The organism is Streptomyces sp. NBC_00038, from assembly GCF_026343635.1.
Lineage (GTDB): Bacteria > Actinomycetota > Actinomycetes > Streptomycetales > Streptomycetaceae > Streptomyces.
The window spans coordinates 9,138,806-9,158,039 of record NZ_JAPELQ010000001.1; the positions used below are offsets into that span (position 1 = coordinate 9,138,806).

General features: G+C 69.7%; 16 protein-coding genes and 3 pseudogenes. 9 read left to right on the top strand and 10 right to left on the bottom strand.

Annotation, left to right across the window (positions count from 1 at the left end; translation table 11 throughout):
* The first annotated feature begins 129 nt into the window (after positions 1 to 129).
* Complete coding sequence (locus OG219_RS40920) at positions 130 to 261, top strand: hypothetical protein (protein WP_266835450.1); 132 nt, start codon at positions 130 to 132, stop codon at positions 259 to 261.
* Between the two features lie 196 nt (positions 262 to 457).
* Here the strand turns inward: OG219_RS40920 and OG219_RS40925 are convergent, their stop codons facing one another.
* Positions 458 to 1,504: a medium chain dehydrogenase/reductase family protein gene (locus OG219_RS40925; RefSeq protein WP_266835452.1), complete on the bottom strand. Its 1,047-nt coding sequence runs from the start codon at positions 1,502 to 1,504 to the stop codon at positions 458 to 460.
* Between the two features lie 293 nt (positions 1,505 to 1,797).
* On the opposite strand from OG219_RS40925, the pseudogene OG219_RS48195 reads away from it, so the two are divergent.
* Positions 1,798 to 2,099, top strand: a pseudogene (locus tag OG219_RS48195) (helix-turn-helix domain-containing protein); the annotation flags it as partial.
* 7 nt (positions 2,100 to 2,106) lie between these two features.
* On the opposite strand, the gene OG219_RS48200 reads toward OG219_RS48195, so the two are convergent.
* Complete coding sequence (locus OG219_RS48200; protein ID WP_323183367.1) at positions 2,107 to 2,472, bottom strand: hypothetical protein; 366 nt, start codon at positions 2,470 to 2,472, stop codon at positions 2,107 to 2,109.
* A 518-nt stretch (positions 2,473 to 2,990) separates the two neighbouring features.
* On the opposite strand from OG219_RS48200, the gene OG219_RS40940 reads away from it, so the two are divergent.
* The 3 genes from OG219_RS40940 (at position 2,991) to OG219_RS40950 (ending at position 6,910) form a co-directional block, all read left to right on the top strand.
* Positions 2,991 to 5,687: an AAA family ATPase gene (locus tag OG219_RS40940; RefSeq protein ID WP_266835454.1), complete on the top strand. Its 2,697-nt coding sequence runs from the start codon at positions 2,991 to 2,993 to the stop codon at positions 5,685 to 5,687.
* 92 nt (positions 5,688 to 5,779) lie between these two features.
* Positions 5,780 to 6,421 (top strand): TetR/AcrR family transcriptional regulator, encoded by a 642-nt coding sequence (locus OG219_RS40945; protein ID WP_266835455.1) that lies wholly within the window; start codon positions 5,780 to 5,782, stop codon positions 6,419 to 6,421.
* 276 nt (positions 6,422 to 6,697) lie between these two features.
* Entirely contained in the window at positions 6,698 to 6,910 is a 213-nt protein-coding gene (locus OG219_RS40950) for a hypothetical protein (protein WP_266836408.1), read from the top strand.
* Positions 6,911 to 6,969: 59 nt separating this feature from the next.
* Here the strand turns inward: OG219_RS40950 and OG219_RS40955 are convergent, their stop codons facing one another.
* From OG219_RS40955 to OG219_RS40965, 3 genes are all read right to left on the bottom strand, one after another.
* Positions 6,970 to 8,190, bottom strand: coding sequence for a metallophosphoesterase (locus OG219_RS40955; RefSeq protein WP_266835457.1), 1,221 nt, complete (start codon positions 8,188 to 8,190; stop codon positions 6,970 to 6,972).
* An 812-nt stretch (positions 8,191 to 9,002) separates the two neighbouring features.
* The gene (locus OG219_RS40960) at positions 9,003 to 9,197 is read right to left on the bottom strand and encodes a hypothetical protein (protein WP_266835459.1); all 195 of its coding nucleotides are present in this window, start codon (positions 9,195 to 9,197) and stop codon (positions 9,003 to 9,005) included.
* On the bottom strand, positions 9,194 to 9,346 hold the full coding sequence (locus OG219_RS40965) for a hypothetical protein (protein WP_266835461.1): 153 nt from the start codon (positions 9,344 to 9,346) through the stop codon (positions 9,194 to 9,196). The genes OG219_RS40960 and OG219_RS40965 overlap by 4 nt, the downstream gene beginning before the upstream one ends.
* Before the next feature lie 444 nt (positions 9,347 to 9,790).
* On the opposite strand from OG219_RS40965, the gene OG219_RS40970 reads away from it, so the two are divergent.
* Entirely contained in the window at positions 9,791 to 10,855 is a 1,065-nt protein-coding gene (locus OG219_RS40970) for a LacI family DNA-binding transcriptional regulator (protein WP_266835463.1), read from the top strand.
* Here the strand turns inward: OG219_RS40970 and OG219_RS40975 are convergent.
* The 4 genes from OG219_RS40975 to OG219_RS40990 all read right to left on the bottom strand — a co-directional run bounded on the left by OG219_RS40975 (position 10,818) and on the right by OG219_RS40990 (position 15,563).
* Positions 10,818 to 12,218 (bottom strand): glycoside hydrolase family 32 protein, encoded by a 1,401-nt coding sequence (locus tag OG219_RS40975; RefSeq protein WP_266836409.1) that lies wholly within the window; start codon positions 12,216 to 12,218, stop codon positions 10,818 to 10,820. The genes OG219_RS40970 and OG219_RS40975 overlap by 38 nt on opposite strands.
* 17 nt (positions 12,219 to 12,235) lie before the next feature.
* Entirely contained in the window at positions 12,236 to 13,096 is an 861-nt protein-coding gene (locus OG219_RS40980) for a carbohydrate ABC transporter permease (RefSeq protein ID WP_266836410.1), read from the bottom strand.
* 65 nt (positions 13,097 to 13,161) lie between these two features.
* Positions 13,162 to 14,157, bottom strand: a complete 996-nt coding sequence (locus OG219_RS40985; RefSeq protein ID WP_266835465.1) for a carbohydrate ABC transporter permease — start codon at positions 14,155 to 14,157, stop codon at positions 13,162 to 13,164.
* Entirely contained in the window at positions 14,154 to 15,563 is a 1,410-nt protein-coding gene (locus OG219_RS40990; RefSeq protein WP_266835467.1) for an extracellular solute-binding protein, read from the bottom strand. Before OG219_RS40990 ends, OG219_RS40985 begins: the two co-directional genes overlap by 4 nt.
* 209 nt (positions 15,564 to 15,772) lie before the next feature.
* Here OG219_RS40990 and OG219_RS40995 point away from each other — a divergent pair, with 209 nt between their 5' ends.
* The gene (locus tag OG219_RS40995; RefSeq protein ID WP_266835469.1) at positions 15,773 to 17,350 is read left to right on the top strand and encodes a glycoside hydrolase family 32 protein; all 1,578 of its coding nucleotides are present in this window, start codon (positions 15,773 to 15,775) and stop codon (positions 17,348 to 17,350) included.
* A 484-nt stretch (positions 17,351 to 17,834) separates the two neighbouring features.
* Here the strand turns inward: OG219_RS40995 and OG219_RS41000 are convergent.
* Positions 17,835 to 18,164 (bottom strand): annotated as a pseudogene (locus tag OG219_RS41000) (TIM barrel protein); the annotation flags it as partial.
* Between the two features lie 382 nt (positions 18,165 to 18,546).
* Between OG219_RS41000 and OG219_RS41005 the strand changes: the two are divergent.
* Positions 18,547 to 18,747: a hypothetical protein gene (locus OG219_RS41005; protein ID WP_266835471.1), complete on the top strand. Its 201-nt coding sequence runs from the start codon at positions 18,547 to 18,549 to the stop codon at positions 18,745 to 18,747.
* A 56-nt stretch (positions 18,748 to 18,803) separates the two neighbouring features.
* A pseudogene (locus OG219_RS41010) lies at positions 18,804 to 19,121 on the top strand (ornithine cyclodeaminase family protein); the annotation flags it as partial.
* Positions 19,122 to 19,234: the final 113 nt, after the last annotated feature.

Genomic DNA, 19,234 nt, shown 5'->3' on the forward strand with positions numbered 1-19,234 from the left:
GCCAGGAGAACGAGGGCAGGCGGTGCGCTGGTGAGCGAGTCCGTTGCGGGCTGAGCCAGAGAGCGACCGCGTCGGCGGAGGGGCCGGTGCTGGGCGAGCATCCGGCGCAGGCGAGGGTCGGGAGCCGGGATGGCCGTGGCAGGTGGCGTACCGGCGCCGGTCGGCGCCGCCGGCATCGTGCGCGGCGGCCTCAAGCCGGCCGGACAGGCCGCCCAAGGCTTCGCGGACTACGGCGAGCAGGATGGTCGGTCGGGCAAGTGAGGGTGGACGGGGGGCGTGGTGATTCCCGTCGGCCGGGCTATCGCGCGCACGGGCGCGGTCCGTTCGTCGCTGCGATCGTGAGGCTCGGCCGCGGCGACCAGGATGCCGGCGCTCGGGTGAGCGCCCTCGCCTCGATGGCCACGCGGGCGGACGGCCCGGCGCGGTGGCCGCGAATCGGCGGCCGCGCTCACGGTGGTCACGCTTCAGGGAAGATGATGATCTTGCCGGCGACGGTGCGGGACTCGGCGAGCGTCAGCGCCGAGGCGGCGTCCGACAGCGGGATCTTCGCGGCGATCTGCGGGGTGAGGGCGCCGTCGGCCACCAGGCGCAGCACCTGGGTGAGGTCCTCGTTCATCCGCTGCTGCCAGGACGTGTGGCAGCGGCGCTTGCCGGCCCAGAAGTTGTAGAACTGTGCGCTCTTGCCGTTGGGCAGGGAGTTCCAGGCGGTGAGCCGCGCGAACAGCTTGAGCACCGGCAGCTGTGACTTGCCCTCGTTGTCCTTGGTGGCCGCGCTGCCGTAGGAGACGAGGGCTCCGCCGCGGCGCAGCAGTTGCCACGACTGTTCGATCCCGGCGCCGCCGACGTGATCGAAGACCGCGTCCACGCCGTCGGGTGCGAGTTCGCGGATCCGGTCGTACATGTGCGGGTCGCGGTAGTCGACCGGGGTCGCGCCGAGCGCGCGCACGGTCGCGTGGTGCCGTTCCGATGCCGTGCCGATCACGGTGATCCCGGCGTGGCGGGCCAGTTGCACGAGCGTGGAGCCGACGCCGCCGTTGGCGCCCAGCACCACGACCGTGCCGCCGGTGCGGACCTTGGCGACGCGGTGCAGCATCTGCCAGGCGGTGATGCCGTTGACGAGCACGGTCTCCGCGGCGGCCGCGTCCACCTCGTCCGGTACGGGCATCAGGTCCGCGGCGTCGATGAGGAGGTGGCTGGCCCATGCGCCGGTCTTGGTGACCGCGGCGAACCGGCGTCCGACGAGCGTGGCATTCGCCTCCGGGCCAACCGCCGTGACGGTGCCGACCAGGTCGTAGCCCGGCACGAAGGGGAACGGCGGCTGGTCGTAGTACGTGCCGCGCCGCATCTGCTGCTCGGCGAACGACACGCCGGTCGCGTCCATCCGCAGGACGACCTGGCCCTTGGCCGGGGCCGGGAGGTCCCGGGTGCGCACCTCCAGGCCGTCCGGCTCGACGGTGCCGGGCAGGACGATCTCGGTGACGGAGGTGGTGACGGTGCTGTTCATGGCGTACCTCTAGAGGTTTCGGCTGTGTGTTTACGGTCGTAAGGCTACGCATGTTAGTTCATGCGTGGCAAGGAGGTGTGCCGATAAACTTCACGGTGTAAGTCGATGGGGTGGGGGCCACCGCGCACTCCCCGGCCGGCCTCGTCCCTCCGGACCCTCGGCGCCGCTGCCGGCGACCTCCGGCGGAGGGCTCCAGCGGTACCAGTGCCGTAGCGGGCAACGTTTGCCCTGTTGTGCTGTGACGTGCCGTCGCGGTGCTGTGAAGGGCGGCGGGTGGCCGTCACCCTGTCCGGGTGGCAGAGCGAGTACGTGTACGCGAGATCGACGATGACGCCGGCAGACGGCTGCTTCGGATCATCCGCCGGAGAACCGGTCGGTAGTGACCTGGCGGCGTGCCCGGATGGTCCTGCTGTCCGCCCAGGGCATGCCGGTGGCGAAGATCGCCGAGGTCACCTTCAGCAGCGCGGACCGGGTCCGGGATGTGATCCACAACTTCGACACCGACGGCTTCGACTCCCTGTATCCGAAGTACAAGGACGGCCGGCCCAAGACCTTCACCCTGCCCGAGCGGCGCGAGATCAAGAAGATCGCGAAGTGCGACACTAACGAGATGTTGGTGGATCGGCGGGTCGGCCCAGAGCACCGTCGATGCAGCCTGCCATCCACTTCTGGGAAGTTTTCACTCCTAGAGCCTCTGCGTGTTCGGAGCACTCCGACCTTGCCGCGCCGCTTTTGTCGAAAGAAGTGGGATCACCGAGATGGCCCGCAGGCCCCTCTTGGCCGAAGCGGTAGCCCTTCTCGTACTGCTCCCTAAGGGTTCCTTTGCACCCGGATACAAGCAGCAGCGGAGAAAGCAGAAGTGCAACTACGTAACTTTTCACATGCTTGGTGAAGCCCGGACGGTCACACCACGCGAACGCCCCAGGCTCATCCTTGACGCGAAGAATCAGCTGGGCTTCCTCGTCCATGTGGCTCACCCTCCCAGAACGCTCCGACAGGGCGGACGTTGTCTGATGCGGCACTGGCTGGTCTCTGGGAGGGCGCTGCTGCCCGCATGAGAGGGAAGGGCCGCGACCAGCCGCACGAGCTCCGGGACGCCGATGAAGTAGAACTTCATCACGGGGATGGTCCGGCTGCTCATGCAGGATCTCCAACGCCTCCTCGGACTGCTCCGGGGTGATGCCTTCCTTCAGCTTTATCCGGGTGCCGTGGTGGATCATCGGGCTCTCTTTCGGTTGCGTGGCGCGCCGGTCCACGGGCCGAACACCCCGGATCGGACAGACGTGCTGACGAGGCACAAGCACGGCGACGGCACCGGTGAACGCAAGGCCGCCGCCGACCGCCGCTCCTTAAGCACGACGTCGAGTGGCCAGACTCGTACCGACGCGCGCGCCCTCGCGTCGGTGAAGTCCGCCTATGAGGCCACGGCCGGCGCCGCATGGGCGATCACATGCCCGAGTGACGGCGGTCGCCTAACGTAGGCGGCATGACGTCGGCCCACTCTCCCGGTCAACTCGTCGGCAGACAGGCCGAGATCAGGCGCATCGACGAGCTGACCGGCGCCGCGCGCGCGGGCCGGGGCGGGGCACTGGTCCTGCGCGGTGAGGCGGGCATCGGCAAGAGCACACTGCTGGACCACGCCCGGCGGGCGGCCTCCGGGTTCCGGACCGTCCAGGCGTGTGGATCGGAGTACGAGCGGGAGTTGCCGTTCGCCGCCCTCCACCAGCTGTGCCTGCCGATGCTGCCGCATCTCGCTGAACTGCCCGACCGGCACCGCGATGCCCTGCGGATCGCCTTCGGACTGGTCACGGGCGCGCCTGACGTGTTCCGCATCGGTGTGGCGACCTTGGAGCTGCTGACCTGCGCGGCCCGCGAACGCCCGCTGCTGTGCCTGATCGACGACGCCCAGTGGCTGGACACGGCGTCGTCGAAGGTGCTGACCTTCCTTGCCCGGCGTGTCACCTGCGAACCCGTCGCTATGGTGTTCGCGGCCCGGCCGAACCAAGCGTCGGGCGAACTGGACGAACTGCCCGGCCTGTTCGTCGGCGGGCTGAGCGACAACGACGCACGGACGTTACTGGCGGCGAAGAGTCATGTGACGCTCGACGACCAGATACGTCAGCGGATCATGGCCGAGGCGCGCGGAAACCCCCTGGCGCTGCTCGAACTGCCCAGGGCCGGTGGGTTCGCTCCGCCGGACGCGTCGTCGGTGCCGAATCGGATCGAGCGCGGTTTCCAGGCCAGGCTGGCCGAACTGCCCGACGGGGCACGGCTGTTGCTGACCGTCGCGAGCGCCGACCCGACCGGCGATCCCGGCCTGTTGTGGGCCGCCGCGCGGCAACTGGACCTCGACCTGACGGCGTCCGGCGCGGCCGCGGCGGCCACCGGGTTGGTCGAGTTCTCCACCCGCGTCCGTTTCTGCCACCCGCTGGCCCGTTCCGCGGTCTACCGGGCCGCTGAGGCGGAACAGCGCCGGACCGCTCACCGGGTGCTGGCCGAGGTCACCGACCCGGTCACGGACCTCGACCGGCGTGCCTGGCACCGCGCCCAGGCCGGTACGGGACCCGACGAGGACGTCGCCGCCGAGCTGGAGCGTTCCGCGTTTCGTGCCCGGTCGCGCGGCGGTGCGGTGGCCGCGGCGGCCTTCCTCGAACGCGCGGCGGAACTGTCGCTGGACGCCGACAGCCGGACCGAACGCACGCTCACGGCCGTGCAGGCGAAGCTCGAAGCGGGCCTCAACGACAGCGCGGCACAACTCCTCATGACCGTCGAGAACGCGGCACTGGACGAACTCCAGCACGCCAGGGTCGATCTGCTGCGCGGACAGATCGCCTTCGTGCGCACCACCGACGGCAACGGCCCGATGTTCATGCTGCGCGCCGCCCAGCGGCTCGCGGAACCGGACCCGGAACGGTCCCGCGAGTGCTTCCTGGACGCGCTCGAAATGAGCCTGGTCGTCGGCCGGGCCACCGGTGTGATGGACATGGTCCTGGCGGCGGCACGGTCCGCGGAGCCGGCGCCGCGTTCCCCGGACGTCCTGGACGCGTTGATCCGGCTGGCCGCGGACGGACACCGGGCCGCGGTTCCGCTGATACGAAGCGTTCTCGACGGCGATGGCGATGGCGCCCCGATGTGGACCCGGCGGCCCGGACTCGCCGTCATGCTCGCGGGCGAACTGTGGGACCCGCACGCCCTCGGGGCGATCGTCGAGTGGCTGATGAAGACCGGCCGCGAGTCGGGTTCGCCGCTCCTGCTGCGCCTGGGCCTCGCCCAGTTGGCGTCCTACGCCGTGCTGACCGGCGAGTTGGGGCAGGCGATGGCGGCGATCGCCGAGGAGGAGGCGATCACCGACGCGACCGGCGGACCCCCGGTGACGTATCACCGGCTGCAACTGGTCGCGATGCGTGGCCGCCGCCAGGAGGCCCTGGAGCTGTTCGAGACAGTCACCGCGGCGGCGACCGTGCGTGGCTCGGGGCAACTGATCGCCAACACCCAGGTGACGGCGGCCGTGCTGCACAACGGCCTGGGCGACTATCCGGCCGCACTGGTCGCGGCCCGGCAGGCTGCCGCGCAGGGCGACCTCTTCCTTGCAGGCTTCTCCCTGCCCGAGCTGGTGGAGGCGGCCGTCCGGTGCGGTGAGCGCGACGAAGCCGCCAGGGCCCTGGAATCGCTGACCGAGCGCACCGACGCCAGTGGAACCGCCTCGGGTCTGGGCATCGCGGCGTACGCACGAGGGCTGGTGACCGGAGTCGAGGACCACTACCGGGAGGCCGTCGAGCACCTGGAGAAGAGCCCCATGGTCCCGTACCGGGCGAGGGCCCACCTCCTGTACGGGGAGTGGCTGCGGCGCGAGGGCCGCAGGCGCGACTGCCGCCCGCACCTGCGTACCGCTCACGAGTTGCTGTCCGAGGCGGGCATCGAGGCGTTCGCCCGGCGGGCCGCCGACGAACTGCGTGCCACCGGCGAAAAGGCCCGCGGCCGGTCCGGGCCCGCCTACGACCAGCTCACCGCGCAGGAGGTGTACATCGCACGGCTGGTCGCCACCGGTGCGACGTCCAAGGAGGTCGCCGCCCGACTGTTTCTCAGCCCGCGCACCATCGACGCGCATCTGCGCAACATCTTCCGCAAGCTCGGCATCGCCTCCCGCAGGCAGCTCAGGGAGCATCCCGGCCTCGGTACCTGACGGGCAGGACGACCTCGGCCGCGCTGCCCTCTCTGTCTGTCTCTTTGGGCGCAAGGACAACACTCGTAAGTTTTGTGATGTAAGGTAATGGCATGGGAGACGACACATCGGCGACTCGCGTCCGCGTCCGCAACCGCCGCGGGGAGGGCGATCGACTGCGTCACGAGATCGTGGCGGCGGCGGTCGACCTGCTCGACGAGACCGGTGACGAGAGCGCCATCACCCTGCGCTCCGTCGCTCGCCGTGTCGGAATCGCCGCCCCCTCGATCTACCGTCACTTCCCCGACCAGCCCGCCATCATGCTGGCCGTGGTGCGCAGCGCTTTCACCGAGCTGGACGAACAGTTGCGCACCGCCGTGGACACCGCGGGTGACGCGCCCCGTGAGCGGCTTACCGTGCTGTGCCGGAGTTACCTGGAGTTCGCGCTGGCCCATCCCGGCCGCTACCGCACGATGTTCGGGGGAGTCTGGGTGCCCGATCTGAACGAGAGCTCCGTGACCGAGGAGGACATGGTCACGCTCGGCCAGGCGAGCATGCGGCGACTCGCCGAAGCCCTCCAGGAGTGCGTCACCGCCGGCTGCGCGACCAGCACCGACGTGTCCGCCGACGCGGTCGCGCTGTGGCTCGGCCTGCACGGACTCGCCCACCAGCGAGCGGTCGCCCCCTCATTCCCCTGGCCGCCGGACATCGCCGACCGTGTCATCACCACGCTCGCGCACTTCACGGACGCGTAGGAGTCGCAACTACGCCCATCTGCTCACGCTCGTGAAGCAGACCCGCCGGGCCGGGTGCGCCACGGAAGTCAAAAGTGCGGCGAACCATGAAAGCTGAGGACTTTCGGGCAAGGGTTATGCACAACTTGCCACGATCCGCCAGGAATCACCGGCGACTGAGTATTCGCTCAGCACACTGGTGATCGTGCGGGACACCATGACTGTGCTGATATCAGCGGCAAGTGTTGCGGGCCAACTCTGGCGTACTGGCTGCACCGTTACGGTCTGCGAACGACGATCGTCGAACGGGCCCAGGAGGTGCGCCCCGGCGGTCACCTTGTCGAATTCCGCGATACGACCGTGCGAGTGCTCGAACGGATGGGCATCCTCGACGAGTTGCGAGCGCACGCTTCCGACTCCGGCGCCGGAACCGTCGTGGATGCGAACGGCAACCGCATCGGGACGATGCCGAAAAAAGAGGCAGAGAGACGGCGCCAGGGCCTGGAGTAGGCCGTACCGCTAGCTGTCGTGCACCGCGGCGAGCGCGGATGCGTTGGCCCCGCCCAGTGTTACGGCGAGGTGGGCAGGTGCGGGGAGCGGAGCACGAGCAGGGTGATCTCGCTGGGGGCGAAGATGCGGAACGGCGGGCCCCAGAAGCCGGTGCCGCGGCTGGTGTAGAGGAGGGTGCGGGTGCCGTGGTGGCTGAGGCCGGCGAGGGCGGGCTGGTCGATGCGGACCAGGTGGTGGAAGGGCCAGATCTGGCCGCCGTGGGTGTGGCCGGAGAGTTGGAGGTCGATGCCGTCGGCTGCCGCCCGGTCGACGAACTTGGGCTGGTGTGCCAAGAGCAGGACGGGTAGGTCGGGGTCGGCGCCGTTCAAGGCTCCGGCTAGGTGGGCGCGGTGGCCTGCCAGGCCGGAGGACTCGGCGGTGACGTCATCCACGCCGGCGACCACGAGGGTGTCGCCTCCGCGTTCGAGCAGCAGATGGGTATTGCGCAGCGGCTCCCAGCCCAGCTCGTCCATCAGGTCGACCCAGCCCTGGGCCTCGCTGTAGTACTCGTGGTTGCCGGTGACGTACACCCGGGCCCGGGTGGCCCGCACGGTAGCGAGTGGGACGGCCTGGGCGCGGCGGCGGTTGGCCGTGCCGTCCGCGATGTCGCCGGTGTGGCAGACCAGGTCGGCTTCCAGAGTGTTCACCGTCTCGCACACCCGCTCCGACCAGCGGGCGCGATCGAGCGGGCCGTAGTGGGTGTCGGTGATGAGGGCGACGCGGAGGCCGTCCAACCCGGCACCCAGCCGCGGGAGTTGTACGTCGAGGCGGCGCACGCGTGGGACGCGGCGGGCCTCGGCGTAACCCCAGGCGAGCAGCACGGCGGTGATGCCGAGAACGGCCCAAGTGACGATTCGGGCCCGGTCCTGACTCTCGCCGACACCAGCCACGGTCAGGGCGAACCGCAAGAAGACGCCGAGCAGAACGGACCAGGTGAACAGAACCCAGCTCGTGCCCAGCAGGGTGTCACCGACGATCGCTGCCCGGTCCTGCTGACGCCGGCCGTGGCCGCGCACCATGGCGAGCGGCATACAAATGAGGCCGAGGGCGAACAGGGCGGTGCCGACCAGTGTGACGGGCAGCGGCAAGTGCTGGCCGGTGTGCAGGAGCACCCAGCAGGGCACGGCCCACAGCAGGACGGGGGCGATCAGGGGGAGGTAGCGCATCAGGCGGTGCAGTCGGCTCTGCCGCGGAGCCTGCACTTCGCTGTTGGCGGGTCGGGTGTCGCTGGTGTCGGTCACGCTTCCCCTCTCTGGCCAGGCTGCCGTCCCGCGCACTGTATCCGGTCGTCCTCGGGCCGGCCGGACGGGCGTTCAGGGGGGCGGCCCCGTGGGGCGAAGGGTTCTGTGCGGGATGGCAGGACTCCGCCGTAGGCACCTTGAAGTGCTCCGGGTCTGATGGCAATGCCGCTTAGCTGGCGGGGCTGGGCGGACTGGGCTGTTGAATATGGCGGGTGGGGGTTCGCAGAGTCAACGCGCCGTAGCTGATGGCAGGTTGATGGATCAGGTGGCGATCGGGGTGTTCACGGAACTGGTCCCCAAAGGGCTGGGCCGTCCGGACACCGACCGGAGAGTCGGCAACAGATGCCGACCGTGATCGGTGCGGGCCGCTTGAGCGTTGTGATCGTCTCGGTCGATCCGTATGACTCCGACCGGGTTCCTGGCGTCATTGGCGGAGGGTTGCGTCCTGAGAAGTGGTGTACGGGTTCAACCTGATCCGGGGTTCGTTCCGGCTTCAGGGTGATGCCCCGCATAGAGGAACGGTCACCAGCTGATCTCGAAGTGTCGAAGCCTCGAAGGAGATCAGCACGATGACCGCACCTGACAGTCTGCCCCTGCACACCGCGATCGGCGATATCCGCCCGTCGAACGCGAAGGCGACTACTGCGTCCGGCGGCCGCAACTCGGGGTTGGAGCCAATGCGTAGAGCATCCACCAATGCGGGATTGCTTCGTTTGTTGCGGTATCCCTCGACGAGCGGAAGGCGTTGCGTGATGCGACGAGGCTGTCCAGCGGAGGGCCGAGCACACAGAAGAGACGCTCGCTGATCCGTCTCAGGCCGCGCGGTCTGCTGACGCCGGGGCGGTCTGGTGGTGGTGTTTGCGGTCGGCGCGGGACAGGGCCTTGGCGGTGACGGCGTCGCGGGTGGCGTAGGGCAGCAGGTGGCCGTAGAAGTTGACGGTGGTGGACAGCGTCGAGTGCCGCAGCGTCTTGGAGACCACGGCCAGGGGAACCCGTGAGCTGATCATGATGGTGGCGGCGGTGTGGCGCAGGTTGACATGCGGACGGCGACGATCAGGCCGGTAACGGCGGTGAGGGCGGCGACGGTCCAGATCGCGGTGGTGACGCCGTAGGCATCGGCGAGGAGGGCGCGACGGCGAAGCCGTCGTCGCGTCACAGGCGGTGGACCCCGACGGCGCGGGCGTGCCTTCTCGGTCCCGTCTCCGGTGCGCACTTCAACCCTCAGGACGTCGAGTGCCCGCCGGGCCGGCGTCAGCATGCGGTCGAAGAGTTCGATTGGGGTCCTCTGGGTTGTGGACCGCTCGGGATGTGCCTTGGCCATGGCCGGTAAGTAGTGAGGAAACGGCCCCGAGAGAAAGCGGCCTCGTAGGGGGCCCTCGACGGTTGTCGGGGGCGGTCGAGGCCGAGTCTCGTTGAGGCGTGCTGACAGCCGCGAGGGACGGCAGTCGGACGTCCACGGTCGCACGGCGACCCGCACCCTGGCGTGCCGAGGTCAGCGGCCGTTCCACCGCGGTGTCCCATTCGGTCTGCGGCGGCGGGCTCCGCAACATCTCCCGCGGGTAGGCTTTGCCTGATCAGGCAAAGTAGGCGGGGACGAGGCATGGGCGGGGTCGAGAAGACGCGGGGTGGCGGGGCTGAGCGGGCGACCTCGCGGGATGTCGCCCGGCTTGCCGGGGTGTCGCACACGGCCGTGTCCTTCGTCTTCAACGGGCGTGCCCAGGGCAACCTCTCCGCCGAGACGCAGGAGAAGATCCGCAAGGCGGCCGAAGAGCTCGGCTACCGGCCGAACGCGGTCGCCCGTGGCCTGCGCCGGAGTCGTACCGCCGTGATCGGTCTGGTCACGGACGAGATCGCCACCTCGCCGTTCGCCGGGCGGCTGCTGCGCGGGGCCATGGACATGGCGTGGAGCAGTGAGCACCTGGTGCTCACCGTCGACTCCGGGCAGGACCCGGTCGCCGAGGACGCGGCTGTCGCCGAACTGCTCGACCGCAGGGTCGACGGGATCATCTACGCCGCACTGTCATTGCGCCGCGCCCGAGTCCCGGAAGGGCTGCACCGCACGTTCGCCGTGTTCGCCAACTGCCTCCCCGAGGACGGCTCCCTCCCGGCCGTCATCCCCGCCGAGCGGGCCGGTGGCCGCAGCGCCGCGCGTGTTCTTCTCGACGCGGGCCACCGCCGTGTCGCCCTGGTGGGCGGTCTGGACGACATCGCGACCGCGGAACGGCTGCGCGGCTTCCGGGACGCGCTGCGGACGGTGGGGCTGACGGCCGAGAAGGACTGGATCGTGCGGACGGGAGGGGAGATCTCCGCCGGGTACGAGGGAGCGTTGCGGCTGCTGGACGGTGTTCCCGCCCACCGGCGGCCCACCGGCATCGTCTGTTACAACGACCGGGTCGCCGCCGGTGTCCTCCATGCCGCCGCGCGCCTAGGCCTCGACGTGCCCGCCGAGCTGTCCGTCGTCGGCTATGACGACCAGGAACACATGGCGGCTTTCCTCACCCCGCCCCTCACCACGGTCGCTCTGCCCCATCGCGCGATGGGAGAGACGGCCGTCCGCCTGCTCCTGGACGCCATCGACAGCGGGACCGCGCCGCCGGTCACCACCCGGCGGCTGGAGTGCCCCGTCGTCACGCGGGGTTCGGTGGGACCAGCTCCCAGCCCGTGACCTCGACGTCCGTCCCCGCCACGGTCAGCTCCGCGATGTCGTCGCCGCGCCGGTACACCCGTTCCGTGGCCGTCGCCCGGTCGCCCGCGAACAGTTCCAGCAGGGAGCCGTCCACGAGGATCCGTACGGTGAGGGTCTCGCCCGGCGGGGTCGGCAGGACCAGGGGGGCCGTGCCGTCCGGGCGGGAGCGTGGCCAGGCCGTGCGGTCCAGGGTCACCGTGCCGGACGCCGGGTCCAGGCGCACGGTCAGTTCGGCCCCGGACGCGGCCCGCAGCAGACTCACGGTCGCCGCCGAACGGGCGGTCACCAGCAGGTCGTACGCGAGGGGGAGTGGCCGGTGTGGTCCGGGTGCGGCCGTGAACGGGACGGCCGCTCGCAGCAGTTCGAGCTCCGGAGCCGGTACGACCCGTAGCGTGCCGTCCTCGTGGGCGTCCATCACCCGGGGTGCCGTGAGGACGCCGGACCAGCCCGCGCGGTCCACCTCCTCGGGCGGGCGTGACTCCCAGGACCAGCCCCAGAGCAGGGCGCGGCCCGACTCCGTGTCCTGGAGGACGGAGGGGGCGTAGAAGTCACGGCCGAGGTCCAGCGGGCCGCCGCCCGTACCGGCCGCGAACCTCGGTCCACCGTCCGCCCGCTCCACCATTCGGCCCGTGACGTACGCGGTGCTCAGCGGGTCGCCGTCCCACAGGGCCACCGCCAGCACCCAGTCGCCCCCGGGGGTCGCCCACAACTGCGGGCACTCCCAGCCGATCGCCCGCTTGCCGAAGGCGCGATCCGCCGCCGGGTCCCGGCCGTCCAGCAGGACCCCGGCGAACCGCCAGTCGTACAGGTCCTCACAGTCGTACACCAGGACGGACGGGGTGCCGTCGGCATGGCCGGCGCCCATCAGCGCCCAGCGGCGTCCGGCGAAGCGGAAGACGAAGGGGTCCCGGAACATCGTCACGCCCAGGCCGGGTGGTGGGCCGGCGACCACCGGCACCGGCAGTTGCTTCCACTTCCGCAGGCCGTCGTCCTCGGCCACGGCGAGACAGATCGCGCTCAGGCCCCGGTGGTCGTGGTCGATCCCGGAGTACACCGCTGTCGGTACACCACCGTCGTCCACCACGCAGCCGGACCAGCAGCCCGCCTCGTCCGGGCCGTCGGGCGTGGGGCGCAGGGCGATCCCGTGGTCGTCCCAGTGGGCGAGGTCGGGGCTGGAGGCGTGGCCCCAGTGGACGTTCGTGTGCACGGGGGCGTCGGGGTTGTGCTGGTAGAAGAGGTGGTATCGATCGCCCCAGCGGAACGGGCCGTTCGGGTCGTTCATCCAGTTGGCCGGCGGGCGGACCCTGAAACGCGGGCTGTTGGCGTCGGTCTCTTCTACCAGCGACCGGCTCACGGAACTCAACGATTGACTCCTGCGGATGTGATGCCCTCGCGCAGAGGGCGCTGGCCGACGACGAACACGACGACGGCGGGGATCATGGAGAGGACGACTCCGGCGAGGACGACGGAGATCGAACCGGTGCCGAGGTTGCCCTGGAGGGAGACGAGGCCCAGGGGCAGCGTGAGGTTCTCGGTGGAGGTTTCGAGGATCAGCGGCCGGAAGAACTCGTTCCAGTGGTAGTTGAAGGCCAGCACGCCGACGATGGCGAGACCGGGGGCCGCCAAGGGGGCGTACACCGACCGGAAGACGCGCCACGGACCCGCACCGTCGATCATCGCCGCCTCGCCCAGGTCCTTCGGCATGCCCAGGAAGTACTGGCGCATCAGGAAGGTGCCGAAGGCCGTCGGGAAGGCCGGGACGATGAGGCCGAGCAGGGTGTCGGTCAGACCCATCGTCTTCAGTTCCAGGAAGACCGGGACCATCGTGACCTGCAACGGCACCATCATCGTGGCCAGGACCAGCGCGAACAGCGGCTTCTTGAAGCGGAATTCGAGGCGGGCGAAGGCATAGCCCGCCAGGCCCGCGGTGATCATCTGGCCGGCCGCGATCAGCGCGGTCACCAGGGTGGAGTTCAGCGCGTACAGCCAGACGTCGATCTGGTCGAAGACCCCGCGGTAGGCGTCGACGGTGGGGTCCGTGGGGATGATCCTCGGCGGCAGGTCGAAGGACTCCGCCGGCGTGCGCAGTGACGTCGACACCGTCCAGATGACCGGGCCGAGCGTCAACAGGGCGCACAGCGCCAGGGCCGCGATCCGGCCCCAGGGCGCCAGGCCGTGCCGTACGCGTGACGCGGTGGGGCTCGTGCGGGGACCCGGCATCGACCCCGATGCCGAAACCGATGCCGGACCCGAGAGGGAACTCGTACTCATCTGACTCACCCGGCTCACTGGTAGTGGACGTAACGCCGGCTGAGCCGGAACTGGAGTGCGGTGACCGCCATGATCAGGGCGAAGAGCAGGACGCCCACGGCGGACGCCTCGCCGAAGCGGAGCTGCTCGAAGGCCGTCTCGTAGATGACCATCACGACCGTGCGCGTCGAGTCGCCGGGACCGCCCGCCGTGAGGACGTACGGCTGCTCGAAGACCTGGAGGGCGTTGATGATGCCGACCACGGACGCCACCAGCAGCGTGGGCGACAGCAGCGGCAGGGTGATGGCGAGGTGTTTGCGCACCCCGCTCGCGCCGTCCAGCGAAGCCGCCTCGTGCACCTCTTTCGGGATGTTGTTCAGGCCGCCGACGAACAGCAGGAACGAGAAGCCGAACTGCTGCCAGACGTACGCCAGGACCACGGCCGCCATCGCCCCGTTCTCCGAGGTCAGCCAGGGGACCGAGGGGATACCGACCGTGCCGAGCAGCCAGTTCACGGGGCCGAAGTCCTGGTTGAACAGGTACTTCATCACCACCGAGATGGACGCGGCGGACAGCACCAGCGGGAAGAAGAACGCCGAACGGAACACGGACCGCAGCCACTTGGGCATCCGGCCGTTCACCGCGATCGCCAGCACGAGCGCGATCAGCAACTGGAGTGCGACCGCGAGCACCATGAAGACGAGCGTGTTGCGGAAGGAGACGAGGACCGTCGAATCGGTCAGGATCTCCCGGTAGTTGGCCGCTCCGGCCCACCGCGGGTCGTCGATCACGTCCCACTGGAAGAGGCTGAGGACGACCGAGCCGACGATCGGTACGACCGTGAAGACGACGATGCCGACGACGGTGGGCGCGAGGAACAGTACGGCGAGGAGGCGGGTGCCCCGGGTGCGGATGGTGCTGGCGGCCGTGGACTCGGATGCCTTACGGGTCCGACCGGTCCTGCGGTTCCCGCGGCTTTTGCGGGTGCGGGCGGGCTCCGGTCCTGCGGGCCTGATCTCGGTGTTCGTCACACTTCACGCTCCATGGCCTTCTCCAGGTCCCCCTGCAGCCGGCGCAGCGCGGGACGCACCGCGCCGGGGCTCGCGAGGGCGGTTCCGGTGTGCTTGATCAGCAGCTGCTCGACCTCGTTGACCTGCGGCGGGGCCGGGATCGGGCCGGTGGTGGGGATCTTGTCGAGGGTGTCGTAGAAGACCTGCCAGTGAGCCGGGCCGGTCTCCCGGTAGCGGGCCTCGTCGACCATGGAGCGGCGGGCCGGAGTGGTCTGGTTGGCCGCGAAGAGCTGGGTCATCACGTCCTTGCGGGCGGTGTACTTGATGAACTCCCAGGCCTCGTCCCGCAACTTCGACGTGCGCAGCATCGCGTACCCGGCGGCGCCGAACTGGTGACGCCGGGTACGCCAACGCGGGAAGTACCGCACGTCGTAGTCGGCCGGTTTCATGCCCGCCTCATGCAGGCCGCCTGCCCAGAAGCCGCCCGCGGGTGTGACACCGACGCGGCCGGTGGAGAAGACGCCGACGAGGTTGCGGCCGTCGCCGCCCTCAGGCCGGGTGCACAGGTCCTCCTGGATGAGGGAGGAGAGGTAGTCGTAGACCTCCGCGACGCGGTCGGAGTCGGCCAGGGGGGTCGTCCACCGGTAGCCGCCGCCCCGGCCGCGCCGCTGTGCCTCGGGATAGAAGGAGTTCCAGAGCCAGTGGCCGCCGGGAGCCTTGGACTCGGTGAGGAGGTTGGTGTCGTTGGCGAAGAGCCAGGGGACCACTCCGCCCCACAGCCGGTTGGTCCAGAAGTACGGGGTGAACCGGTCGCCGTTGCTGCGTTTCATCGCCCGCAGCAGCGTGGTGAAGTCGTCGTGGGTCCAGTCGTCGTCGGGGAGGCCGGCACCCGCGCGTTCGAGGACCCGGTTGTTGAGGTACATGTCGGCCGCGTTGAACTCGACCGGCAGCTGGTAGAGGCTCCCCTCGTACATCATCGACTCGACCAGCGAGGGATGGACGTCGGCGAAGTACGTGCGCAGCTCGGCCGCGTCCCGCTTCGCCCACCTGTCCAGCGGTACGCCGAGTCGCTGGGCGAAGAGCTGCACGCCCTCGGTGGCGACGTAGACGAGGTCGGGTGCCGTGCCCGCGGCGATCTGGGTGAGGATCTTGGAGAAGAAGTCCGACCAGTCGTAGGCCTGTACGGGGTTGATGCGGATCCTGATGTCGGGGTGGACCTCGCGGAATCCGTCGCGCAGGGCGCGCTGCGCCTCGGGGTTGAAGGCGGAGCCCAGGGTGGCGATGACGAGCGAGCCGTCGTCGCGGCCGGGGATGTCGGCGGCCGTGAGGCGGTCCCAGCCGGCCGCGACACCGGCGAGCGCGGCGGCTCCGGTGCCGTACGCGCCGTAGCGCATCAGGGCCCGTCGGGAGAGGAGCGAGTCGGTCATCGGCGAGCCTAACTCGTGTTAGCCGAAGTTGGATTCCATGATGATGAGAACCTCGCTACGGCGCTGTCAAGGGGCGTGCACGGATGGGAAGTTAAGGGAACGGCCGGTGCACGAGGGCTTGACCTTTAACGAGTTAGGTTTACGGTTCCGTTCAACATGAGCCGTGTCCCGACGACGACGTCGGGGAAGGGAGCCGCACGATGCGTGGCATGAAGAGGAGTTCGCTCGGCCCAGCGGAGACACTGTCCAGGCGGTCGCTGCTGACGGCCTCGGCCGTCGGCGCCGCCGGTGTTCTGCTGCCGGACCTCGTGGGACCGGCGGTGGCGGTGCCCCGCGAGGCGACGGCCGCGTGCACGGGCAGCTACCGCGCCGAGTACCACTTCACGGTCCCCGACCAGTGGATGAACGACCCGCAGCGCCCGATCTGGATCGACGGCGAGTACCACTACTACTACCTCTACAACCCCGACTACTCGACGGGCGGCACGACGGCCGGCACCAACTGGCGCCTGGCCACCAGCACCGACCTCGTCTCCTTCACCGACCGGGGCATCGCCGTACCGAAGGACACCACTCCCAACGGCGATGTCTGGTCCGGCTCGGCGGTGGTCGACACGGACGACACGGCGGGCTTCGGCGCGGGCGCGGTGATCGTCCTCGCCACCATGGCGCCCGACGACGTCACCCAGGCCCAGTACCTGTACTACTCGACGGACGACGGCCGTACCTTCACCAACCACGGCACCGCCCCGGTCCTCCCCAACCCCGGCGTACGGGACTTCCGCGACCCCAAGGTGATCCGCGACGAGGAGCGCGGGCGGTGGGTGATGCTGCTCGCCGAGAACGACAAAGTCGGCTTCTACCACTCCGCCGACCTCAAAGCGTGGACGTACGTCGGCGGCTTCATCAAGGGCGGCATCGGCGTCCTGGAATGCCCCGACCTGTTCCGGATCAGGGCGGACGACGGGACCTGGAAGTGGGTGCTGGGCGTCAGCGCCAACGGCAAGGGCTCCGGTCTGCCGAGCACGTTCGCGTACTGGACGGGTTCCTTCGACGGTACGACCTTCACCGCCGACGCGTCCGATCCCCAGTGGCTGGACCACGGCTGGGACTGGTACGCGGCGGTCACCTTCGACAAACGTGACGCGAGCGGGGTCCTGGACCCGGACGCGCGGTATGCGATCGGCTGGATGAACCACTGGGACTACGCGAACACCACGCCCACCATCGAGTGCGACGGCTTCAACGGCACCGACTCGATCGTCCGCGAGGTACGACTGAAGCACGCGTCGGGCACGTATTACCTGGCGTCCCAGCCGGTGGCGGCCCTGGACGACCATGTGTCGCGCACGGTGGACCTCGGCGACATCGCGGTCGATGGCACACGACCGCTCGACTACACGGGTACCGCGTACGAGCTGACCTGTGAGATCACCTGGGACCAACTGGTGGGCGCCGGCCTCCAGTTGCGGCGGTCGTCGGACGGTGGGCGGCACATCGACGCGGGGGTCTACGGCGACTACGCCTTCGTCAACCGCGGTTACACCGTGAACCCCGACACCTCCGGCCGCTGGCAGGAGAGCCGCACGCCGTTCGACCTGTCCGCCGGCACGGTCCGCCTGCGGATCCTCGTCGACCGCACGTCCGTCGAGATGTTCGTCGGCGACGGCCGGTACGTGCACTCGACAGAGGCCTTCCCCGACCCGTCCGACACCGCACTGGCGCTGTTCACGATCGACGGGCAGGCGGTGTTCCGGAACGTAGTGATCCGGGAGTTCACGGTCTGATCCGACGGGGAGGTGGCCGGGGCGGGCCGAGACGCTGCCGACGACCGGCGCGCCAGGGCTCTCTATACCGAGGCAAGCCAGACATCGGCACCGCGGAAACGGGCACGAGATTCCACGCCCGCACATGTGGTGGAGCCTCGCCCGTCGGTAGGGGAATCCGCCGCGGGCGAATTCGAGAGGTCCTGTCCAGCCGGCGAGATCACTCTCGACGCCGTGGGTCTTGCCCCTTGCGGCCTCATTGAGGCCGCGTTGAGGCCACAAGGACAGGAACAGACCGTCCTCAGGATCTCGCGCTCCTCCTCCAGCTCACGGACCTTCCTTCGCGGGGCTGCGTGCTCCGCCTCCAGCGGTTTGGGCGGCCCGGCGGTTGCCTCCCGGATCGGCGGCGGCCTACTTGATGGTTGCTTCGGGCGCGACTGGTACAGCGTGACCGTGTCCGCCGGCTCCCGGAGCGTGTCTCATGTCGGTCTGATGGGGCGGTCGATCACACAGCGAGTTCCTTGGTGATGTGGTCGAGCATGACGGTTGAGGACTCGCGGGCGCGTTCCTCCCAGGCGAAGACGCAGGCGGTGGCCACGCCGTCGAAGTCCAGCTCGCGGAGTGTGCCGAAGAAGGCATCCCAGTCGACCTCGTCCTGGCCGATGTCGAGGTGCTGGTGGATGCGGGCGGTGGTGCCTGGCGGGTTGAGGATGTAGCGCAGGCCGGAGGAGCCCTTGTGGTTGAAGGAGTCGGCGATGTGCACGTGCTGGAGCTTGTCGCCGGCGTAGCGCATCATCGCCGCGATGTCCGCTTTCGGATCCGAGCCCGACAGGTGGTCGGCGCGGCAGCGCTCCAGCTGTCGCACTCGGCCGCGCACAACTCGCTTGTCGCAGTGGGGCGCCCGATGCTGGAGGCCCTCTCGGAGCTCACCGGCATGATGGTGAACCTTCAGGTGCTGGAAGCCGACCGCTGGCGTGTGATCGACGTCGTACGACCGCTGCGGCTGGAGATGATCAATCATCTGCGGGACGAGATGCTCCCCGTCCACAGATTCGCCGGTCCAGTGGCGTTGGTGGCACTGCTCGACAAGGACGCGCGGCGCCCCTTATCTGCGCCTGGCGGAGGAGGCCGGTCATCCGCTCGCCGGCCCGGAAGGCCTACTGGCGGACATCGAGGAGGCCGAGCGCACCGGTCACGCCTTCGAGCGCGGTCGCGCCGTGCAACTCGTCGCGTCGGTGAGCCGGGTCGTGGTCTCCGCGAAGGGGTGGCCGATCTGCGCGCTCACCCTGGTCGGGCTCGACGCCGAGTTCGACGAGCCGCACCTGCCCGAGTTGAAGCGGCATCTCCGCGGCGCGATGAGCGCACTGCAGGACGCGCTGACGGGCTTTTCCTCGTCGCCGCAGGAGGATCCCGCGTGAGCGGCGTACTGGTCCTCGACCGCTCGCAGACCCGGTCCTGCCTGGATCCGGCGCGGGTGCTGACAGCGGTCACTCAGGCGCTCGTTTCGATCAGCCGCGGCGAGGTCTCGGCCCCTGCCCGGATCGCCGCGCAAGCGCCCGCGGGACTCCTCGGCGCCATGCCGGGATACGTTCCAGGCCTCGGTCTGGCCGCCAAGTTGGTGTCGGTCTTCGCCGCGCCCGGCCGGACAGGCGGCAGCGCGCACCGAGGCGTCGTAGCCCTGTTCGGCGAACACGACGGCCGCCCGCTCGCGCTCATGGACGCCGAACCGGTCACCGCCGTGCGCACCGCCGCCGTCGCGACGATCGGCATGCGCGCGCTGGCGCGCCCCCGCCCGGACCGGATCGCCTTACTGGGCACGGGAGTTCAAGCCCACGCCCAGGTCGAACTACTCGCGACGACCGACGCCGACGCACCCCTCGTCGTGGGCGGGCACGACCTTGAACG